The 17098-nt window shown below is 71.6% G+C and carries 13 protein-coding genes and 4 tRNA genes; 11 read left to right on the plus strand and 6 right to left on the minus strand.

The genetic code is table 11. The annotated features are described in order from the left end of the window. Positions 1-44 precede the first annotated feature (44 nt). The gene (gene coaBC, locus ACVJ1F_RS01325) at positions 45-1382 is read left to right on the plus strand and encodes a bifunctional phosphopantothenoylcysteine decarboxylase/phosphopantothenate--cysteine ligase CoaBC (RefSeq protein WP_456884537.1); all 1338 of its coding nucleotides are present in this window, start codon (positions 45-47) and stop codon (positions 1380-1382) included. Continuing rightward, the gene (locus ACVJ1F_RS01330) at positions 1379-2872 is read left to right on the plus strand and encodes a protein kinase domain-containing protein (RefSeq protein ID WP_456884246.1); all 1494 of its coding nucleotides are present in this window, start codon (positions 1379-1381) and stop codon (positions 2870-2872) included. Before coaBC ends, ACVJ1F_RS01330 begins: the two co-directional genes overlap by 4 nt. A gap of 146 nt (positions 2873-3018) precedes the next feature. Here the strand turns inward: ACVJ1F_RS01330 and ACVJ1F_RS01335 are convergent. From ACVJ1F_RS01335 to ACVJ1F_RS01345, 3 genes are all read right to left on the minus strand, one after another. Continuing rightward, positions 3019-3090, minus strand: a tRNA-Val gene (locus ACVJ1F_RS01335). A gap of 81 nt (positions 3091-3171) precedes the next feature. Next, positions 3172-3245: transfer RNA gene (locus tag ACVJ1F_RS01340), tRNA-Cys, on the minus strand. 66 nt (positions 3246-3311) lie between these two features. Then, positions 3312-3383: transfer RNA gene (locus ACVJ1F_RS01345), tRNA-Gly, on the minus strand. 174 nt (positions 3384-3557) lie between these two features. Here ACVJ1F_RS01345 and ACVJ1F_RS01350 point away from each other — a divergent pair. Further along, positions 3558-3630, plus strand: a tRNA-Val gene (locus ACVJ1F_RS01350). 124 nt (positions 3631-3754) lie between these two features. Continuing rightward, entirely contained in the window at positions 3755-5449 is a 1695-nt protein-coding gene (locus ACVJ1F_RS01355; protein ID WP_456884248.1) for a glycoside hydrolase family 13 protein, read from the plus strand. A 144-nt stretch (positions 5450-5593) separates the two neighbouring features. Here ACVJ1F_RS01355 and ACVJ1F_RS01360 read toward each other — a convergent pair whose 3' ends face one another. Beyond that, the gene (locus tag ACVJ1F_RS01360; protein ID WP_123570119.1) at positions 5594-6874 is read right to left on the minus strand and encodes an ammonium transporter; all 1281 of its coding nucleotides are present in this window, start codon (positions 6872-6874) and stop codon (positions 5594-5596) included. Between the two features lie 219 nt (positions 6875-7093). Next, a complete protein-coding gene (gene zapE / locus ACVJ1F_RS01365) occupies positions 7094-8110 on the minus strand; it encodes a cell division protein ZapE (RefSeq protein WP_456884250.1) in 1017 nt (338 codons plus the stop codon). Positions 8111-8286: 176 nt separating this feature from the next. On the opposite strand from zapE, the gene ACVJ1F_RS01370 reads away from it, so the two are divergent. The 3 genes from ACVJ1F_RS01370 to ACVJ1F_RS01380 are packed head-to-tail and all read left to right on the plus strand — an operon-like array spanning position 8287 to position 10378. Then, complete coding sequence (locus tag ACVJ1F_RS01370) at positions 8287-9186, plus strand: sulfurtransferase (protein ID WP_123570777.1); 900 nt, start codon at positions 8287-8289, stop codon at positions 9184-9186. Beyond that, positions 9183-9626 carry a SufE family protein gene (locus ACVJ1F_RS01375; protein WP_123570121.1) on the plus strand — a complete coding sequence of 148 codons (444 nt, stop codon included), beginning with the start codon at positions 9183-9185 and terminating at the stop codon, positions 9624-9626. The genes ACVJ1F_RS01370 and ACVJ1F_RS01375 overlap by 4 nt, the downstream gene beginning before the upstream one ends. Continuing rightward, positions 9623-10378, plus strand: a complete 756-nt coding sequence (locus ACVJ1F_RS01380) for a dihydrofolate reductase family protein (RefSeq protein WP_456884252.1) — start codon at positions 9623-9625, stop codon at positions 10376-10378. Before ACVJ1F_RS01375 ends, ACVJ1F_RS01380 begins: the two co-directional genes overlap by 4 nt. On the opposite strand, the gene ACVJ1F_RS01385 is transcribed toward ACVJ1F_RS01380, so the two are convergent. Next, positions 10336-11580 carry an alpha/beta hydrolase family protein gene (locus ACVJ1F_RS01385; RefSeq protein ID WP_456884254.1) on the minus strand — a complete coding sequence of 415 codons (1245 nt, stop codon included), beginning with the start codon at positions 11578-11580 and terminating at the stop codon, positions 10336-10338. The genes ACVJ1F_RS01380 and ACVJ1F_RS01385 overlap by 43 nt on opposite strands. Positions 11581-11689: 109 nt before the next feature. On the opposite strand from ACVJ1F_RS01385, the gene ACVJ1F_RS01390 reads away from it, so the two are divergent. From ACVJ1F_RS01390 to ACVJ1F_RS01405, 4 genes are all read left to right on the plus strand, one after another. Next, positions 11690-12286 (plus strand): DUF3000 domain-containing protein, encoded by a 597-nt coding sequence (locus ACVJ1F_RS01390; RefSeq protein WP_456884255.1) that lies wholly within the window; start codon positions 11690-11692, stop codon positions 12284-12286. Between the two features lie 43 nt (positions 12287-12329). Beyond that, a complete protein-coding gene (locus ACVJ1F_RS01395) occupies positions 12330-13664 on the plus strand; it encodes an HRDC domain-containing protein (protein WP_456884256.1) in 1335 nt (444 codons plus the stop codon). 73 nt (positions 13665-13737) lie between these two features. Further along, a complete protein-coding gene (locus ACVJ1F_RS01400; RefSeq protein WP_456884258.1) occupies positions 13738-14943 on the plus strand; it encodes a thiolase family protein in 1206 nt (401 codons plus the stop codon). After that, positions 14940-17063 carry a 3-hydroxyacyl-CoA dehydrogenase NAD-binding domain-containing protein gene (locus tag ACVJ1F_RS01405; RefSeq protein ID WP_456884260.1) on the plus strand — a complete coding sequence of 708 codons (2124 nt, stop codon included), beginning with the start codon at positions 14940-14942 and terminating at the stop codon, positions 17061-17063. The genes ACVJ1F_RS01400 and ACVJ1F_RS01405 overlap by 4 nt, the downstream gene beginning before the upstream one ends. Positions 17064-17098 lie beyond the last annotated feature (35 nt).

A 17098-nucleotide genomic window follows, 5' to 3' on the forward strand; every position in this document is an offset into this window, starting at 1 on the left:
CGCACGACCACCCCCGCTCCTCCCCCGCCGACGCCCCGCGTCGCCTGTCCGTCGTCGTCGGCGTCTCGGGCGGCATCGCGGCGTACAAGGCCGTCGGGGTCGTCCGCGGCCTCGTGCTGCGGGGGCACGACGTCCACGTCGTACCGACCGAGGCCGCCCTGCGCTTCGTCGGGGCGCCCACCTGGGAGGCCACGAGCCGCAACCCGGTTCACACGTCCGTCTTCGACGACGTCGCGGAGGTGCGGCACGTGGCCCTGGGGCAGCGCGCCGACCTGATCGTCGTGGCCCCCGCGACCGCCCACACCCTGGCGAAGATCGCCCACGGCCTGTCCGACGACCTGCTCGGCACGACGATCCTCGCGAGCACCGCGCCGCTCGTCGTCGCGCCCGCCATGCACACCGAGATGTGGCGGAACCCGGCGACGGTCGCGAACGTCGATCTGCTGAGGTCGCGCGGGGTGACCGTCGTCGGGCCGGACGACGGGCCGCTGACCGGGGGCGACGTGGGGCCCGGCCGGCTGAGCGAACCCGACGAGATCGTCGCCGCGGCACTCGCCCTCGTGACCGGCCCGGGCTCCCCCGACGCCCCGCGAGCCGTCGCCCCGGGTGCTCGGGACCAGGAGGCGCGGGTCGGCGACCTGGACGGCCTCCGGTTGGTCGTCTCGGCCGGCGGCACCCGTGAGCCCCTGGACCCCGTGCGGTTCGTCGGCAACCGGTCGAGCGGTACGCAGGGGGCGGCGCTCGCCCTCGGGGCGGCCCGCCGCGGTGCCCACGTCACCGTCGTCGCGGCCGCACTCGACGGAGCCGTGCGGCAGACGCTCGAGACGGAGGGGACGATCGACGTCGTCGAGGTCGGCACCGCCCTCGAGCTCGACGCCGCGATGGGCGAGCACGCCCCGGCGGCGGACGTCGTGATCATGGCGGCCGCGGTGGCGGACTACCGGCCGTCGTCGGTGGCCGACGGGAAGATCCGGAAGGACGACTCGGGCGACGAGCTGACCGTCCGTCTCGTCCGGACCCCGGACGTCCTGGCCGGGCTCGTCGCCCGTCGGGCCGTGGGGCAGGTGGTCGTCGGCTTCGCGGCCGAGACGGCCGCCGACCGGGACGAACTGCTCTCGCTCGGGCGCGCCAAGCAGCGGCGGAAGGGAGCGGACCTGCTCGTCCTCAACACGGTGGGCTGGACGACCGGCTTCGGCAGCGACGACACGGCCGTCGTCGTGATCGACGCCGACGGTGACGTGGTGTCCGAGGCCGAGGGGTCGAAGACCGCCGTGGCCGAGACGGTGCTCGACGCCGTGGTGTCCCGTCGGGTCGCGGGTCGGGGGTCGGGTGGCGGCACTCCTCCCGTGCTCCCCGGCGCGTCGACGGGAGCGGGCGCATGAGCCCCCGCGAGCAGGCCGATCCCCGCCTCGGCACGACCGTCGGCGGTCGCTATCGCCTCGACGCGATCGTCGGGCGCGGAGGCATGGGGGCCGTCTACCGGGCGAGCGACCTCGAGCTCGGCCGGGTCGTCGCCGTCAAGCTCTTCTCCTCGGACGGGCACGACGTCCACGACCTCAGCCGCCAGGTCAGCGAGGTGCGCCTCCTCGCCTCCCTCAACCACCCGGGGCTCGTCACGCTCTACGACGCCCGGGTCGAGGGCGACGGCCACGACGACGACGCCTACCTCGTGATGGAGTACGTCGACGGCCCCACCCTGCAGACCGTGCTCGCCGACGGTCCGTTGTCGCACGCCGAGGCCGCGGCGTTGCTCGGCGACGTCGCGGACGGCCTGGCGGCGGTGCACCGCGCCGGCGTCGTCCACCGGGACGTCAAGCCCGCGAACATCCTTCTCGCCGCGCCGCACCACGAAGGCGACCCCCGACGGGCCAAGCTCGCCGACTTCGGCATCGCCTACCTGATCGACTCGACGCGGGTGACGGCCACGGGAACCCTGATGGGCACCGCCGCCTTCGTCAGCCCGGAGCAGGCCGAGGGGCGTCCGCCGGCCCCCGCGTCCGACGTCTATTCGCTCGGGTTGGTGCTGGTCGAGGCGCTGACCGGGCGGCGCGTCTTCACGGGGTCGGTCGTCGAGTCGGTCATGGCCCGTCTCACCCGCGACCCCGAGATCCCGGCCTCGATCGGCTCGGGGTGGGCGGAACTGTTGACGCGCATGACCGCGCGAGCACCCGACGACCGTCCGGCCGCCGCCGAGGTCGCCCGAGCGGCCCGCACGCTGGCCGTCGAGGGCGCCGGGTCGACCGATGCCGTCACGCGCGTCATGGCCGCTCTCGACGTGCCGACGGCTGCCCTGCCCGGCGGCGACGCCCCCACTCGCGTCCTGCCCCGGGACGATGCCCGCACGCAGGTGCTCGGGGCGGGGGCGGCCTCCCGCGCCGACGCCACGGACCTGGTCGCCGACGTCACGGCGGACGACGGGACCCGGAAGCGTCGGCGTTGGCCCCTCGTGCTGGCGGCGATCGTCGTCGCCGGGCTGCTGGCGGCGGGCCTCGGTTGGGCCGCCACCCGCGACGGTGGGACGGTCGACCCGACGGAGAGCACGAGTCCGAGCGTCGAGACGGATCCGTCGACGACGCCGTCCGAGTCGTCGGACGTCGACTCGCCGTCGCCGTCCGACGACTCCACCGACGAGTCACCGGCGGACCCGGCTCCCTCTGACGAGGTGAGCCCCACCCAGGAGGCGCCGGTCGAGCCGACGACGCAGCCGACCGTCGACCCCGTGACGCCCCCGACGGTCGACGTCCCTGGCGTCGACGTCCCCGGAGGGAACAGCGGGCCCGGCAACAGCGGCAACGGCGGCCCGGGCACCAATGGGAACGGGAACGGCCGGGGCAACGGAGTCGGTCTCGGTACGGGGACCGACACCCCCTAGAGGGATGCCGCGGGACGTCACGACTCGTCGCTCACATCGTGAGGTGGGCGGCCGGTCGGGCCTCTCGGCAGGAGAGGCGGGCCTCTGCTGAGAAAAGGAGCCCGGACATGACGAAAGCCCCGGCCGAGGCCGGGGCTTTCTGTGTGTGAGCGATACTGGGATCGAACCAGCGACCTCTTCCGTGTCAGGGAAGCGCGCTACCGCTGCGCCAATCGCTCATGTCTCAACGATCCGAGAGTCTCCCCTCGAACCGCACTATTCAATTGCAACATCGAGTCTAGACCTAGGTCTAGATCGAATGGAGGTGGAGACGGGATTTGAACCCGCGTGAACGGCTTTGCAGGCCGGTGCCTCGCCTCTCGGCCACTCCACCATACGAGTAGCCTCCCAGAGGGAGGCCACCAGTCGGTGGACCACCCTCTGGTGAGCATTACACTCGAGCGGATGACGAGATTCGAACTCGCGACCCTCACCTTGGCAAGGTGATGCGCTACCGCTGCGCCACATCCGCATTTCGCTTTGCATTTCTGCGTGCAAAAGAACAATACCCACACCCCGGGGCAGAAACCAAATCGAGGGAAGTTCGTGTCTTGATCGATCACGGGGCAGCTCACGACGGTGACCTCGACGACCGGCCGAATGGCGTTCGAGCACCGCGATGCACTAGCATCGTCGAGTCCCACACGGGCGATTGGCGCAGTTGGTAGCGCGCTTCCTTCACACGGAAGAGGTCATCGGTTCGAGCCCGGTATCGCCCACGATCACCATCGAAAGGCCCTGCTCCTGCAGGGCCTTTCGTCGTTCCTGGCCCGCGATCCCCGGCCCGGTGCCGCCGTCGGAGCATCGACGCCGCCCACTGCCGAGACGTGGCATCCTCGCCCCATGACCGACTCCCCCACCTCCCGCGCCGCCGCGACCCGCCCCACGCCCGTCCCCGACGCCGACTGGTGGCGGCAGGCCGTGGTGTACCAGGTGTATCCGCGCAGCTTCGCCGACGCGAACGACGACGGCATCGGTGACCTGGCCGGCGTGACCTCGCGCGTGCCGTACCTGCAGCGGCTCGGGGTCGACGCCGTCTGGCTGAGCCCCTTCTATCCGTCACCGCTCGCCGACGGCGGGTACGACGTCGCCGACTACCGCGACGTCGACCCCCGCCTCGGCACCCTCGACGACTTCGACGAGATGGTCGCCGCCCTCCACTCGGCCGGGCTGAGGGTCGTGGTCGACATCGTCCCGAACCACACCTCGAGCGACCACGAGTGGTTCCGTGAGGCGGTGGCGTCCGAGCCCGGCAGCGCCGCCCGTGGCCGGTACGTGTTCCGGGACGGCCTCGGCGAGGGAGGAGACACTCCCCCGTCGACCTGGGTCTCGAACTTCGGCGGTGGCGCCTGGACCCGCCTGCAGCGCCCCGACGGCACGCCCGAACAGTGGTACCTGCACCTGTTCGCCCCCGAGCAACCCGACCTCGACTGGAGCAACCCCGAGGTCCGCACCGACTTCGAACGCACGCTGCGGTTCTGGTCGGACCGTGGCGTCGACGGATTCCGGGTCGACGTCGCCCACGGGCTCGCGAAGGACCTCACCGAGCCCCTCCGCGACGCGGCCGAACGTCAGGTCCTGCCGGTCGACGGCAGCGATCCGCTCTACGACCGTGACGAGGTGCACACGATCTTCGAGGGGTGGCGCCGGGTCCTCGACGAGTACGACCCGCCCCGGAGCGCCGTGGCCGAGGCCTGGGTGCAGCCCGAGCGGGTGCCGCTCTACGCCCGCCCCACCGAGCTCGGCCAGGCCTTCAGCTTCGCCCTGACGCGCGCCGACTTCGACGCCGACCAGTACCGGACCATCATCGCGTCGACCCTCGAGCAGGCGGCCGTCAGCGGGGCGACGAGCACGTGGGTGCTCTCGAACCACGACGTCGTCCGTCACGCCACGCGCTACGGCCTGCCGAAGGGGCAGGACCTCGACGCCTTCGTGCTGAGCGACGGTCGCCGACCCACTCTCGACCCCGATGCGGGCCTCCGTCGGGCCCGTGCGGCGACGCTTCTCATGCTCGCCCTCCCGGGTTCGGCCTACGTCTACCAAGGAGAAGAACTGGGCCTCTTCGAGGTGGCCGACCTGCGTCCCGACGACCTGCAGGACCCGGTCTGGGTCCGCACGGGCCACCGGCGCAAGGGCCGTGACGGCAGCCGGGTGCCGCTGCCCTGGGACACGAGCGAGCCCGCCCTGGGCTTCGGGGACCACGCCCCGCACCTGCCGCAACCCGAGTGGTTCGAGGACCTCGCCGTCTCGGTGCAGGACGACGAGGACGAGTCCACGTTGTCGATCTACCGGCGCGCCCTCGCCCTCCGCCGCGAGCTGCAGCGGGGTGAGGCGTTCCTCTGGGCCGACGGCACCTCGGAGGACGTCGTGCACTTCTCCCGCCACGAGGGGTGGCACTCGCTGACGAACTTCGGCGGCGGCCCGGTCGACCTGCCCACCGGGGCACGCGTCCTGGCCTCCAGCGAGCCGTTGCACGGCACGCTCGCCGGCGTCACCGAGGTGCCGGGCGAGACCACGGTCTGGTTCTCGCTGACCTGAGACCCGGGCCCGACCTGACCGGGTGACCACCCGCAGGAGGCGCGGTGCGACGCGGTCGCGCACCGCGCCTCCTGCGTTCTGCCGCGGTCGGGACGCAGAACGGCCCCGGTCCGAGGACCGGGGCCGTTCGTCGTGCGACGTGGGTCAGGCGCGCGAGTTCTCGAGGACGTAGCCCTCTTCACCGTGCAGGGCGAGGTCGATGCCGGCCACCTCGTCCTCGTTCTTCACGCGGAAGCCGATGGTCTTCTCGATGACGAAGCCGATGACGAAGGCCAGGACGAACGAGTAGAGCATGACGGCCAGGGCCGAGAGGGCCTGGATGCCGAGCTGCGTGAAGGTGCCCGAGAAGATGAGGCCGGTGTCGTTCGCGAAGATGCCGAGGTACAGCGTCCCGATGAGGCCACCGACGAGGTGGATGCCCACGACGTCGAGGGAGTCGTCGAACCCGAGCTTGAACTTGAGGTCGATGGCGAGGGCGCAGACGGCACCCGCGACGACGCCGAGGACGACGGCCCACCCCGGGGTGAGGGCGGCGCAGGCCGGGGTGATGGCGACGAGGCCGGCGACGGCACCCGAGGCGGCGCCGACCGAGGTGGCCTTGCCGTCCTTGAGCTTCTCGACGACCAGCCAGCCGAGCACGGCGGCGGCCGGTGCGGCGATGGTGTTCAGGAACGCCAGGGCGGCCACGCCGTCGGCCGCGAGCTCGGAGCCGGCGTTGAAGCCGAACCAGCCGAACCAGAGCAGCCCGGCACCCAGCAGGACGAAGGGCGGGTTGTGCGGCTTGTCGGCACCCTTGGCGAAGCCGACGCGCTTGCCGAGGACGAGTGCCAGGGCGAGGGCCGCGGCACCGGCGTTGATGTGGACGGCCGTGCCGCCGGCGAAGTCGATGACGCCCATGGCGGCGATCCAGCCACCGACGGTGTTGCCGTCGGCGTCCTTCGTGAAGTTGAAGACCCAGCTGGCGACCGGGAAGTAGACGACCGTGGCCCAGACGCCGGCGAAGATCATCCACGCCCCGAACTTGGCCCGGTCGGCGATGGCGCCCGAGATCAGGGCCACCGTGATGATCGCGAAGGTGGCCTGGAAGGCGGCGAAGGCGATCGTCGGGTAGGCGCCGGTCGGGTCCAGGCTGTCCTCGAAGGCGGCGCCGAGGCCGAGGTTCGCGACGTCGAGGCCGATCAGGCCCTGGATGCCCACGAAGCTCTCGCTCCCACCGGGGATCGAGGTCGGGTTGCCGAAGGCGATCGCATAGCCGAAGAGCACCCACAGGACGCCGATGAGGCCCATCGCGCCGAAGCTGAGCATCATCATGCTGATGACGCTCTTGGCCTTGACGAGGCCGCCGTAGAAGAAGGCCAGGCCGGGGGTCATGAGCAGCACGAGTGCCGCGCAGATCAACATGAAGGCGGTGTTGCCTTGGTCCATGGGTGGGTCACCTCTCGAGTTTCGGAGCCGGGGAGGCACCGACGTCGAGGTCGACCGTGTGGGTTCACGGGCTGTGGTGACGAACGCTCTCGTCCGGTGCGGCCCCCAGTGTCGCGGGGAGAGGTTTCGGGCCGTGTGCGGGATTGTTTCCCCGATGTAACACGATTCGGGCGCAGGTAAACAACGTGTTACCGGATGCCCGGTGCGGTGGGGATCTCGTCAGAGCGACGTCAGGGCCACCAGGCGTGACACGGCGCGCAGGTACTTCTTGCGGTAGCCGCCGGCGAGCATCTCGTCCGAGAAGACCTGGTCGAGGGGCGTGCCCGAGGCGACCACCCGGATCTGCGCGTCGTACAGGCGGTCCACGAAGGCCACGAGGCGCAGGGCGTCCACCTGGCTCGTGAGGACGTGGACGTCACGCAGCCCCACCGCGTCGAGGTCGTCGACGAGCTTCACGTACTTGCTGGGGTGGACCGTCGCGAGGTGGGCGACCACGCCGTCGAAGTCGTCGAGCGACACGGTCCCGCCGAGGGCGGCCGCCGCCGCGTCGACGTCCTCGACCACGTGCGCCCGGGCCTCGACCTCGCGACGTCGGTAGTCGTCCCCGTCGATGCGCAGGGTGAGGAACTTGTCGCTCAGCCCCTGGATCTCGCGGAGGAAGTCGGCGGCGGCGAACCGGCCCTCACCGAGGGCGTTGGGCGGCGTGTTCGAAGTGGCGGCGATGCGCGTGCCGTCGTCGGCCAGGTCCCCGAGCAGTCGGGTCATCATCATCGTGTCCCCGGGGTCGTCCAGTTCGAACTCGTCGATGCAGACCAGAGCGGCGCCCTTCAGCTGCGACGCGGCCCCGGCGTAGCCGACGGCGCCGACCAACGCGGTGTACTCGATGAAGGTGCCGAAGTACCGCCGGCCGGGCGTGCGGTTCCAGAGGGCGGCGAGCAGGTGGGTCTTGCCCACGCCGAAGCCGCCGTCGAGGTACAGGCCGGGACGCACGGCCGGGGCAGCCGGCTTCTTGCGGAACAGGCCCCTCCGCGGCGCGTCGGGACCCGCGCCTCCGAACGCCGTCACGGCGGCCACCGCCTCGGCCTGGGAGGCGAAGGCCGGGTCGGGACGGTAGTTCTCGAGCGAGGCCTCCGCGAACTGACGAGGAGGCACGAGTTGCGTCACGATCTCGGCCCCCGTGATCGTCGGGGTGCGGTCGCTCAGCGAGACGAGGGTGCTGACGGATTCGGGGGGCATGGGCGCGGCCTCGCGGTGGGGTGGGCGGGGATCTGTGTCAGAGTCGTACGGTTCCCGGGCGACGGTCACGCGGCATGCGTAACCTCGACGGGGCCGACCAGAGGCGATCCTACGCCGCCGGGCACCACGCGTCGCCCGGCGTCGGCTCCACCCCGACCCCCGCACAAGGAGACACCATGGCCGTCGAGCACGACACGTCCGCCCGCTTCGGCGAGTACGCCCATCCCGAGCGTCTCGTCGGCACCGAGTGGCTGCAGCAGCACCTCGGCACCCCCGGGCTCGTCGTCGTCGAGTCCGACGAGGACGTCCTCCTGTACGAGACCGGCCACATCGCCGGCGCCGTCAAGATCGACTGGCACCTCGACCTCAACGACCCGGTGCAGCGCGACTACGTCGACGGCGAGGGCTTCGCCGCGCTGATGAGCCGCAGCGGCATCACGCGCGACAGCACGGTCGTCATCTACGGCGACAAGAACAACTGGTGGGCCGCGTACGCGCTGTGGGTCTTCTCGCTCTTCGGGCACGAGGACGTCCGTCTGCTCGACGGCGGCCGCGCGAAGTGGGAGGCCGAGGGACGCGACTACACGACCGAGGCGCCCGAGGTCGAGGCCACCGACTACCCCGTCGTCGAGCGGGACGACAGCGTGATCCGCGCCTACAAGGACGACGTGCTGGCGCACCTCGGCAAGCCCCTGATCGACGTGCGTTCGCCCGAGGAGTTCTCCGGCCAGCGCACCACGGCCCCGGCCTACCCCGACGAGGGCGCTCTGCGGGCCGGTCACATCCCGAGCGCCCAGAACGTGCCGTGGGGCAAGGCCGCGGCCGACGACGGCACCTTCCGGCCTCTCGCCGAACTCGACGCCATCTACCGCGACGGGGCGGGCCTCTCCGACGGCGACGAGGTCGTCGCCTACTGCCGCATCGGTGAACGGTCGAGCCACACCTGGTTCGTCCTGACGCACCTGATGGGCTTCGAGGACGTGCGCAACTACGACGGCTCCTGGACCGAGTGGGGCAGCGCCGTGCGGGTCCCCATCGTGCAGGGCACCGAGCCGGGCGAGGTGCCGGCCCGGTGACCGACGCGGCCCTGCCCGAGGCGCTCGTCGAGATCCGCGAGGAGTTCCTCGCCCTCGACGTGCGGAACCGTCTTCAGTTGTTGCTCGAGTTCTCGAACGAGCTGCCCGAGCTGCCCGCCCGGTACGCCGACCATCCCGACCTGCTCGAACGGGTGGTCGAGTGCCAGTCCCCCGTGTTCCTGTTCGTCGAGGTCACCGACGGTCGGGTGCACCTGCACGCGACGGCACCACGCGAGGCGCCGACGACCCGGGGCTTCGCCTCGATCCTCGCCCAGGGGCTCGACGGGTTGACCGTCGAGCAGGTGCTCGACGACGTCCCCGACGACTACCCGCAGACGATCGGCCTGACCGAGGCCGTGAGCCCGTTGCGCATCCGCGGCATGACCGCGCTGCTCGGCCGCGCCAAGCGTCAGATCCGCGAACGGACCGCCGTCGCGTGACGCTCCGGGTGCTGCACGCCCTCGGACGTCCCGGTGACGTCGGGCTCGAGCTCGAGATCGACGAGGACTCGACCCCCGCCCGGATCCGCGAGCTGTACGCCCCGCCGAGCGAGACGTGGCTGCGACTCAACCTGATCGCGGCGGTCAGCGGTGACGCCGCGGGGTCCGACGGCACCTCCGAGACGCTGAGCAACGCCACCGACCGCACGATCCTGGCCGCCATCCGCTCGCTCGCCGACGGTGTCCTCGTCGGTGCGGCGAGCGTGCGCGCCGAGGGCTACCGGGTGCCGAAGTCCTCTCGACTCGTCGTCGTCACGGCGTCGGGCGATCTCTCGGGCCACCGGATGGACCCGGCCGAAGCCGAGCGGGTCGTCGTGGTCTGCCCCGAATCCGCGCGGGCACGGGTCCGCGAGACCCTCGGTGAGGCGATCTGGGCGGCCGCCCGCGTGCTGACGGCGACCGACGGCGGCGGCCGGTTGGAGCCCGCCGCGATCCTCCGGTGCCTGCGCGAGCAGCGCCTCCGTTCGCTCGTCTGCGAGGGCGGCCCCTCGCTCGCCGGGCAGTTCCTCCGGGACGGCCTCGTCGACGAGCTGTGCCTGTCGACCTCGCCGGTCGTGATCGGCAGCGGCCTGCCCGTCTTCGGTCGCGAACGTTTCGACCCGGCGTCGCTCGTCCTCGGCCAATTGCTGGTCGACGAGCAGAGCACGCTCTACGCGCGGTGGTCGGTGGACGGTGGACCCGCGAGTCGCTGACGGTCGAGCCATCGACTGATCGCCCCCTCGAACCGCTCGGGGTCGAGGTTCCAGAGCTTGGTGTGCCGGGCGACGTCGAACACCTCGAAGGTCACGATGTCGGGCCGCGCCTCGGCCAGCGCGTGTGACGCGGTGGACGGCACGAAGCCGTCGTCGTCGCTGTGCAGCACCAGCACCGGGAGGTCGAGCTCGCCCGCACGTGAGACGAGGTCGAGCCGGTCGAAGTCGATGGGCTCGGCGCTGCCGGCCAGCCGGCAGAGCAGGGGCGACCCCAGGAGGCGCAGCACCAGACCCTGGACGACCCCCGGCACCCGCATGGCCGCGCCCTGGTAGGCGAGCGTCGTCCGCCAGTCGACGACGGGCGACTCGAGCACGAGACCCGAGACGGCGCCGCGCAGGGTGGATCGGGTGGCGGCCTGCAACACCAGCGCCCCACCCATGGACCATCCCATCAGCACGACGGACGTCGCCCCGTGGTCGAGGGCGAACCGGATCGCCGCCTCGACGTCGCGCCACTCGGAGTCGCCCAGCCCGTAACGGCCGTCGAGCGAACGGGGCGCCTCGACGTCGTTGCGGTACGACACGAGGAGCGAGGTGAAGCCCTCTCGCCGGAAGACCGGTGCCGCGCGGATCGTCTCGGCGCGCGTCACCCCGCGACCGTGCACCCCGATCATCCACGGGCCGTCCAGCCCGCCCTCGGCGGGGACCAGCCAGGCGGGCGCCGGACCGACCTCGGTCTCGACCACGACCTCGTCGGCCGTGAGGCCCGCGTCGTGCGGCGTCGGGTACAGCCAGCCGCCGATGCGACCCCGGTGGGCGCGCCGCAGGCCGGATGCCTCGACTCCTTCGACGCCCCCGGCGCCGTCCCCGTGTTCGACCCGACGTTCGACGTACCGGCCGTCGTCGTGCACCACCTCACCGATGCGGGCGTGCCCTCGGCCCCGGTCGTACCAGAAGCCGTAGCGACCGGGGAGGCGCGTGTCGGGCGTCGAACGCAGGGTGATCGTCCCGGCGACGGCGTCGTGGGCCTCGATGCGCACGTCGTCGCGTCGCCTCCGGGCAGGGGCGACGATCTTCCGGGCGATGGCGACGATCCCCGAGACGAGGGCTGCGGACGACACCACCACGGTGCCCCCGACCGCGATCGAGACGACGGCGATCGGGCCGACGCCCCGTCGACCGGTGGATGCGGGGCGGTTCACGGGCGGCTCCTCGGACGGCGTGAGATGGAGCGGGGAGACCTGTGGATCTGCTGAGCCGGGCGCGGCGTGCCGCGGGGGTCGCCCTCGGGATCGACCCTAGTCTTCCAAGGTGTCCGAGATCCCCCCGACGTCGACCCGCCCGCCCGCGTTCGCCGCGGCCGTCGAGTCCGTCCACCGTGCCGCCGCGCGGGACGCCCTCACCGTGACCGAGATCCCCGCTCCGAACGGCCTCGCGCCCCACGCCCTGGCCCTCGCCGGGGACGTCATCGGCGCGTCCGGTCGCCCGGACCCCGACCTCGGCACCGGACGCTTCGTGCTGCTCTACGACGACGACGAACCCGAAGCGTGGGGCGGACCCTTCCGGGTCGTCAGCTTCGCGCAGGCGCCCCTCGAGACCGAGATCGCCCTCGATCCGTTCGTGGCCGACGTCGCGTGGTCCTGGCTCGTCGACAGCCTCGACGCCCGCGGTGCCGTCTACGACCGGGCATCGGGCACCGCCACCAAGATCCTCTCGACCGGATACGGTGAGCTGGCCAGCCACGGTGACGGGGCCCAGCTCGAACTCCGGGCGTCCTGGAGCCCCGCCACCACCGACCTGGCCCCGCACATCGAGGCCTGGAGCGAGTTGATCTGCACGCTCGCCGGCCTGCCCCCGACCGTCGAGGGCGTCACCCTCCTCGCCTCGAGGCGGGTCGGACGAGACTGAACCACCGGAACAGAACAGCGCCCCCGGAGAGAACAGCGGAGACATGACCACAGCGACACCAGACGAGGCCGCACCAGACGCGGCGGCGGCCGACGCGGCAGCACCCCACGGCTCCGAGCCGCGCGACGCCCGTCCCCGGGTCTCCGTCCGACCCGTCGTCGAGACCGCCGACTCGCAGCACGGCGAGGTGACCGTCATCGACGACCGCGAGGGGTACCTGGCCGCCGTCGAGGCGATCCGCGCCGGGACCGGGCCGGTCTCGATCGACGCCGAGCGCGCCTCCGGCTATCGCTACTCGCAGCGGGCCTACCTCATCCAGGTGTTCCGACGCGGCTCGGGGGTGTTCCTCCTCGACCCACCCGCCATCGGCTCGTTCGCCGAACTGCAAGCCGTCATCGGCGACGAGGAGTGGGTGCTCCACGCCGCCAGCCAGGACCTCGCGTGCCTGCGCGAGGTCGGCCTCGATCCGAGCCGGATCTTCGACACCGAACTGGGTGCGCGCCTCGCCGGGCTCCCCAAGGTCGGGCTCGGAGCCGTCGTCGAACAGCTCCTGGGCGTCCACCTCGCGAAAGAACACAGTGCCGCCGACTGGTCGACGCGACCGTTGCCGCAGAGCTGGCTCGTCTACGCGGCTCTCGACGTCGAGCTGCTCGTCGACCTCCGGGACGCCATGGAGGCGGTCCTCGCGGACGCGGGCAAGCTCGAGATCGCGCGCCAGGAGTTCGACGCGACCCTGAGGCGGGAGGCAAAGCCCGCGAAGGTCGACCCGTGGCGTCGACTGACCGGGCTGCACAGCCTGCGCGGGTCCCGGTCCCTCGCCGTGGCTCGTGAACTCTGGCAGGCGCGGGACGACTACGCGCGCGAGATCGACACGGCCCCGGGCCGTCTCGTCCCGGACTCCTCGCTCCTGGCCGCCACGAAGGCGATGCCCACCGACAAACGGTCCCTCGCCGGCATCAAGGAGTTCGTCGGCCGGGCCAGTCGCAGTGAGCTGGACCGCTGGTTCGCGGCGATCGAACGCGGCCGTGAGACGACGGACCTGCCCTCGCACCGGGGGCCGGCGAGCGACACCCTCCCCCCGCCCCGATCGTGGGCGGACAAGAACCCGCTGGCCGACGCGCGCTACAAGGCCGTCCGCCCCAAGGTGACCGAGATCGCCGACGGGCTCGACCTGCCGGTCGAGAACCTGCTCACACCCGAGACCCTGCGCCGGCTGGCCTGGGACCCGCCCATCCCCTTCGACGCACCGACCATCGCGGCCGCACTCGTCGAGCTCGGTGCGCGGACCTGGCAGGTCGAGGCCGTGGCCGAGGCGGTCGCCGAGGCCTTTGTCGACGCCCACCAAGAGCCCGAGGCGACGGGCGACGGCGCTTCGTAGGATTGCTCGAACGATTCTCGGGCCCCCGGCGTCGTCCCTAAGATCAGGACCAGATCCTGACACTGGAGGCACTGTGGCCGAGAGCAACGATGTCGTGTTCGTCGACGGGGTACGCACCCCGTTCGGTCGGGCCGGCGACAAAGGCATGTACTGGCAGACCCGCGCCGACGACCTGGTCGTCAAGGCGATGAAGGGTCTGCTCGAACGCAACCCGTCCCTACCGCCCGAACGCATCGACGACGTCGCCATCGCGGCGACCACTCAACAGGGCGATCAAGGCCTCACCCTCGGACGCACGACCGCGCTCCTCGCGGGTCTCCCCCAGTCCGTGCCCGGGTACGCCATCGACCGGATGTGCGCCGGCGCCATGACGAGCGTGACGAGCGTCGCCGGCGGCATCGCCTTCGGCGCGTACGACGTCGCCCTCGCCGGCGGGGTCGAGCACATGGGGCGTCACCCCATGGGGTTCAACGCCGACCCCAATCCGCGCTTCGCCGCCGAGAAGCTCGTCAGCGGCGAGGCCCTGAACATGGGCAACACCGCGGAGCGCATCCACGACCGGTTCCCCCAGCTCACGAAGGAGCGCTCCGACCGGTACGCCCTGCGGTCGCAACAGAAACTCGCAGCGGCCTACGACGCCGGCCAGATCCAACCCGACCTCGTCCCGGTGGCCATCAAGACGGACCAGGGCTGGGGGCTCGCCACCCGTGACGAGGCGCCTCGACCCGAGACCACGATGGAGGGTCTCGCCGGGCTGCGCACTCCCTTCCGGCCGCACGGCCGCGTCACGGCAGGCAACTCGTCGGGTCTCAACGACGGGGCGACGGTCAGCCTGATGGCGTCGGGTGCCGCGGCGAAGGAACTCGGGCTCACCCCCAAGATGCGCCTCGTCAGCTTCGCCTTCGCCGGCGTCGAGCCCGAGATCATGGGCATCGGTCCCGTGCCGTCCACCGAGAAGGCCCTCCGCAAGGCGGGGCTGTCGATCGACGACATCGGCCTCTTCGAGCTGAACGAGGCGTTCGCGGTGCAGGTCCTCTCCCTGCTCGACCACTTCGGCATCGACGACGACGACCCGCGCGTGAACCCCTGGGGCGGGGCCATCGCCGTGGGTCACCCCCTCGCGTCCTCGGGCGTGAGACTGATGATCCAGCTCGCCCGCCAGTTCGAGCAGCACCCCGAGGTGCGGTACGGCCTCACGGCCATGTGCATCGGCCTCGGTCAGGGCGGCAGCGTCATCTGGGAGAACCCCCACTACTCGAAGAAGGCGGCACGCGCATGAGCACGGCGACCGAACAACTGACCGAGCTGTCGGCCGACGAGGTCGTCACGCACTCTTACGTCCGCGACGTGCCGTTGCCCTCCGGCGGCGTCCTGGCCCTCATCACCCTCGACAACGGCCGCGACCACACCCGGCCGAGCACGCTGGGGCCCGCGACGCTGCACGAGTTCGGCGCGACCCTCGACGCCGTCCGCAGCCGCGCCTCCTCGGGTGAGATCGCGGCGATCGCCGTCACCGGCAAGCCGTACTTCCTGGCGGCGGGTGCCGACCTCAGCAAGGTGAGTGCCATCCCCAGCCGCGAGGTCGCCCGCGAGCTCGCCCGGCTCGGCCACGCCGTGCTCGGCAAGCTGCACGACGCCCCGGTGCCCACGTTCGTCTTCGTCAACGGGCTCGCCCTGGGCGGTGGCGTCGAGATCGGGCTGCACGCCGACTACCGCACGGTCGACTCGTCGGCCGCCGCCATCGCCCTGCCGGAGGTCTTCCTCGGCATCATCCCCGGGTGGGGTGGCGCCTGGTTGTTGCCGAACCTGATCGGCATCGAGAACGCCCTCAAGGTCGTCATCGAGAACCCCCTGAAGAACAACCGCACGGTGAAGCCCGCCCAGGCGCTCGAACTCGGCATCGTCGACGCGATGTTCGGCCCCGCGTCCTTCCTCGAGGACAGCATCCGGTGGGCCGACGGGGTGCTGACCGGCCGCGTCACCGTCAAGCGGCCGAACGTCCCGGGCAGGCTCGAGCGTGCCGTCAAGTGGGACGTCGCGATCTCGGTGGCGCGCAAGTCGCTCGAGTCGAAGATCGGCACCGTCGCGAAGTCGCCCTACGCCGCTCTCGACCTGCTGAAGGCCGCGAAGAACACCGACCGGACGACCGGCTTCGCGGCCGAGGACGAAGCGCTGGCCGACCTCGTGGCAGGTGACCAGTTCCACGCCAGCATGTACGCCTTCGACCTCGTCCAGAAGCGGGCCAAGAAGCCCGCCGGCGCACCCTCCCCCGACCTCGCCCGGAAGATCGGCAAGGTGGGCATCGTCGGCGCCGGACTCATGGCGAGCCAGTTCGCGCTGCTCTTCGTGCGCCGTCTGCGCGTCCCGGTCGTCATCACCGACCTCGACCAGGCTCGGGTCGACGCGGCACTCGCCCGCATCAGAGGCGAGATCGACGAGTTGCAGGGCGGGGGTCGGATCTCGCGGGACGAGTCCAACCGCCTCAAGGCCCTCATCACGGGCACGACCGATCTCGCCGACTTCGCCGACGCCGACTGGGTCATCGAGGCCGTGTTCGAAGAGCTGTCGCTCAAACAGGAGGTGTTCGCGAACGTCGAGGCCGTCGTCTCGGACACGACGGTGCTGGCGACCAACACGTCGTCGCTCAGCGTGGAGCAGATCGGGGCGCGCCTCGCTCATCCCGAGCGACTGGTCGGATTCCACTTCTTCAACCCGGTCGCGGTGATGCCCCTCGTCGAGGTCGTCAAGACCCCGGCGACCGACGACGAGACGCTGAGCACGGCGATGGTGACGGCGAAGGCCCTGCGGAAGAACGCCGTCATCACGGCCGACACCCCGGGGTTCGTGGTCAACCGCATCTTGGCCAAGCTGCTGGGCGAGGCCATGCACGCCGTCGAGACGGGGACGCCGTTCGAGGTCGTCGATCGGGCGACGGCGCCGTTCGGCCTCCCGATGACGCCGTTCGAGTTGCTCGAGCTGGTGGGACTGACCGTCGGGGCGCACGTCCTCGACACCCACCATGCCGCCTTCCCCGACCGGTTCTTCGCCAGTGACGGACTGCACCGCCTGGCCGAGCACGGCACGATCTTCGAACGCGACTCGAAGGGCCGTCGCAAGGGATTCGACAAGAAGGCCGTCGCCCTCGCCGCCGGACCGGGAACGGCCCTGACCGACGACGAGTTGCGCATCCGCATCGAGGACGGTCTCGCCGACGAGGTCGGGCGCATGCTCGACGACCACGTCGTGGCCGCGGCCGAGGACATCGACCTCTGCTTGATCCTCGGCGCCGGGTACCCGTTCCAGATGGGCGGGGTCACGCCGTACCTCGACCGGGTCGGGGCCTCACGTCGGGTGCGGGGACGCGACTTCCACGAACCCGCGATCCGCGGCGTCGAGTAGACCACCCACGCCGAACGCCCCGTCTCGAGAGGGAC

The organism is Frigoribacterium sp. 2355, from assembly GCF_054060695.1.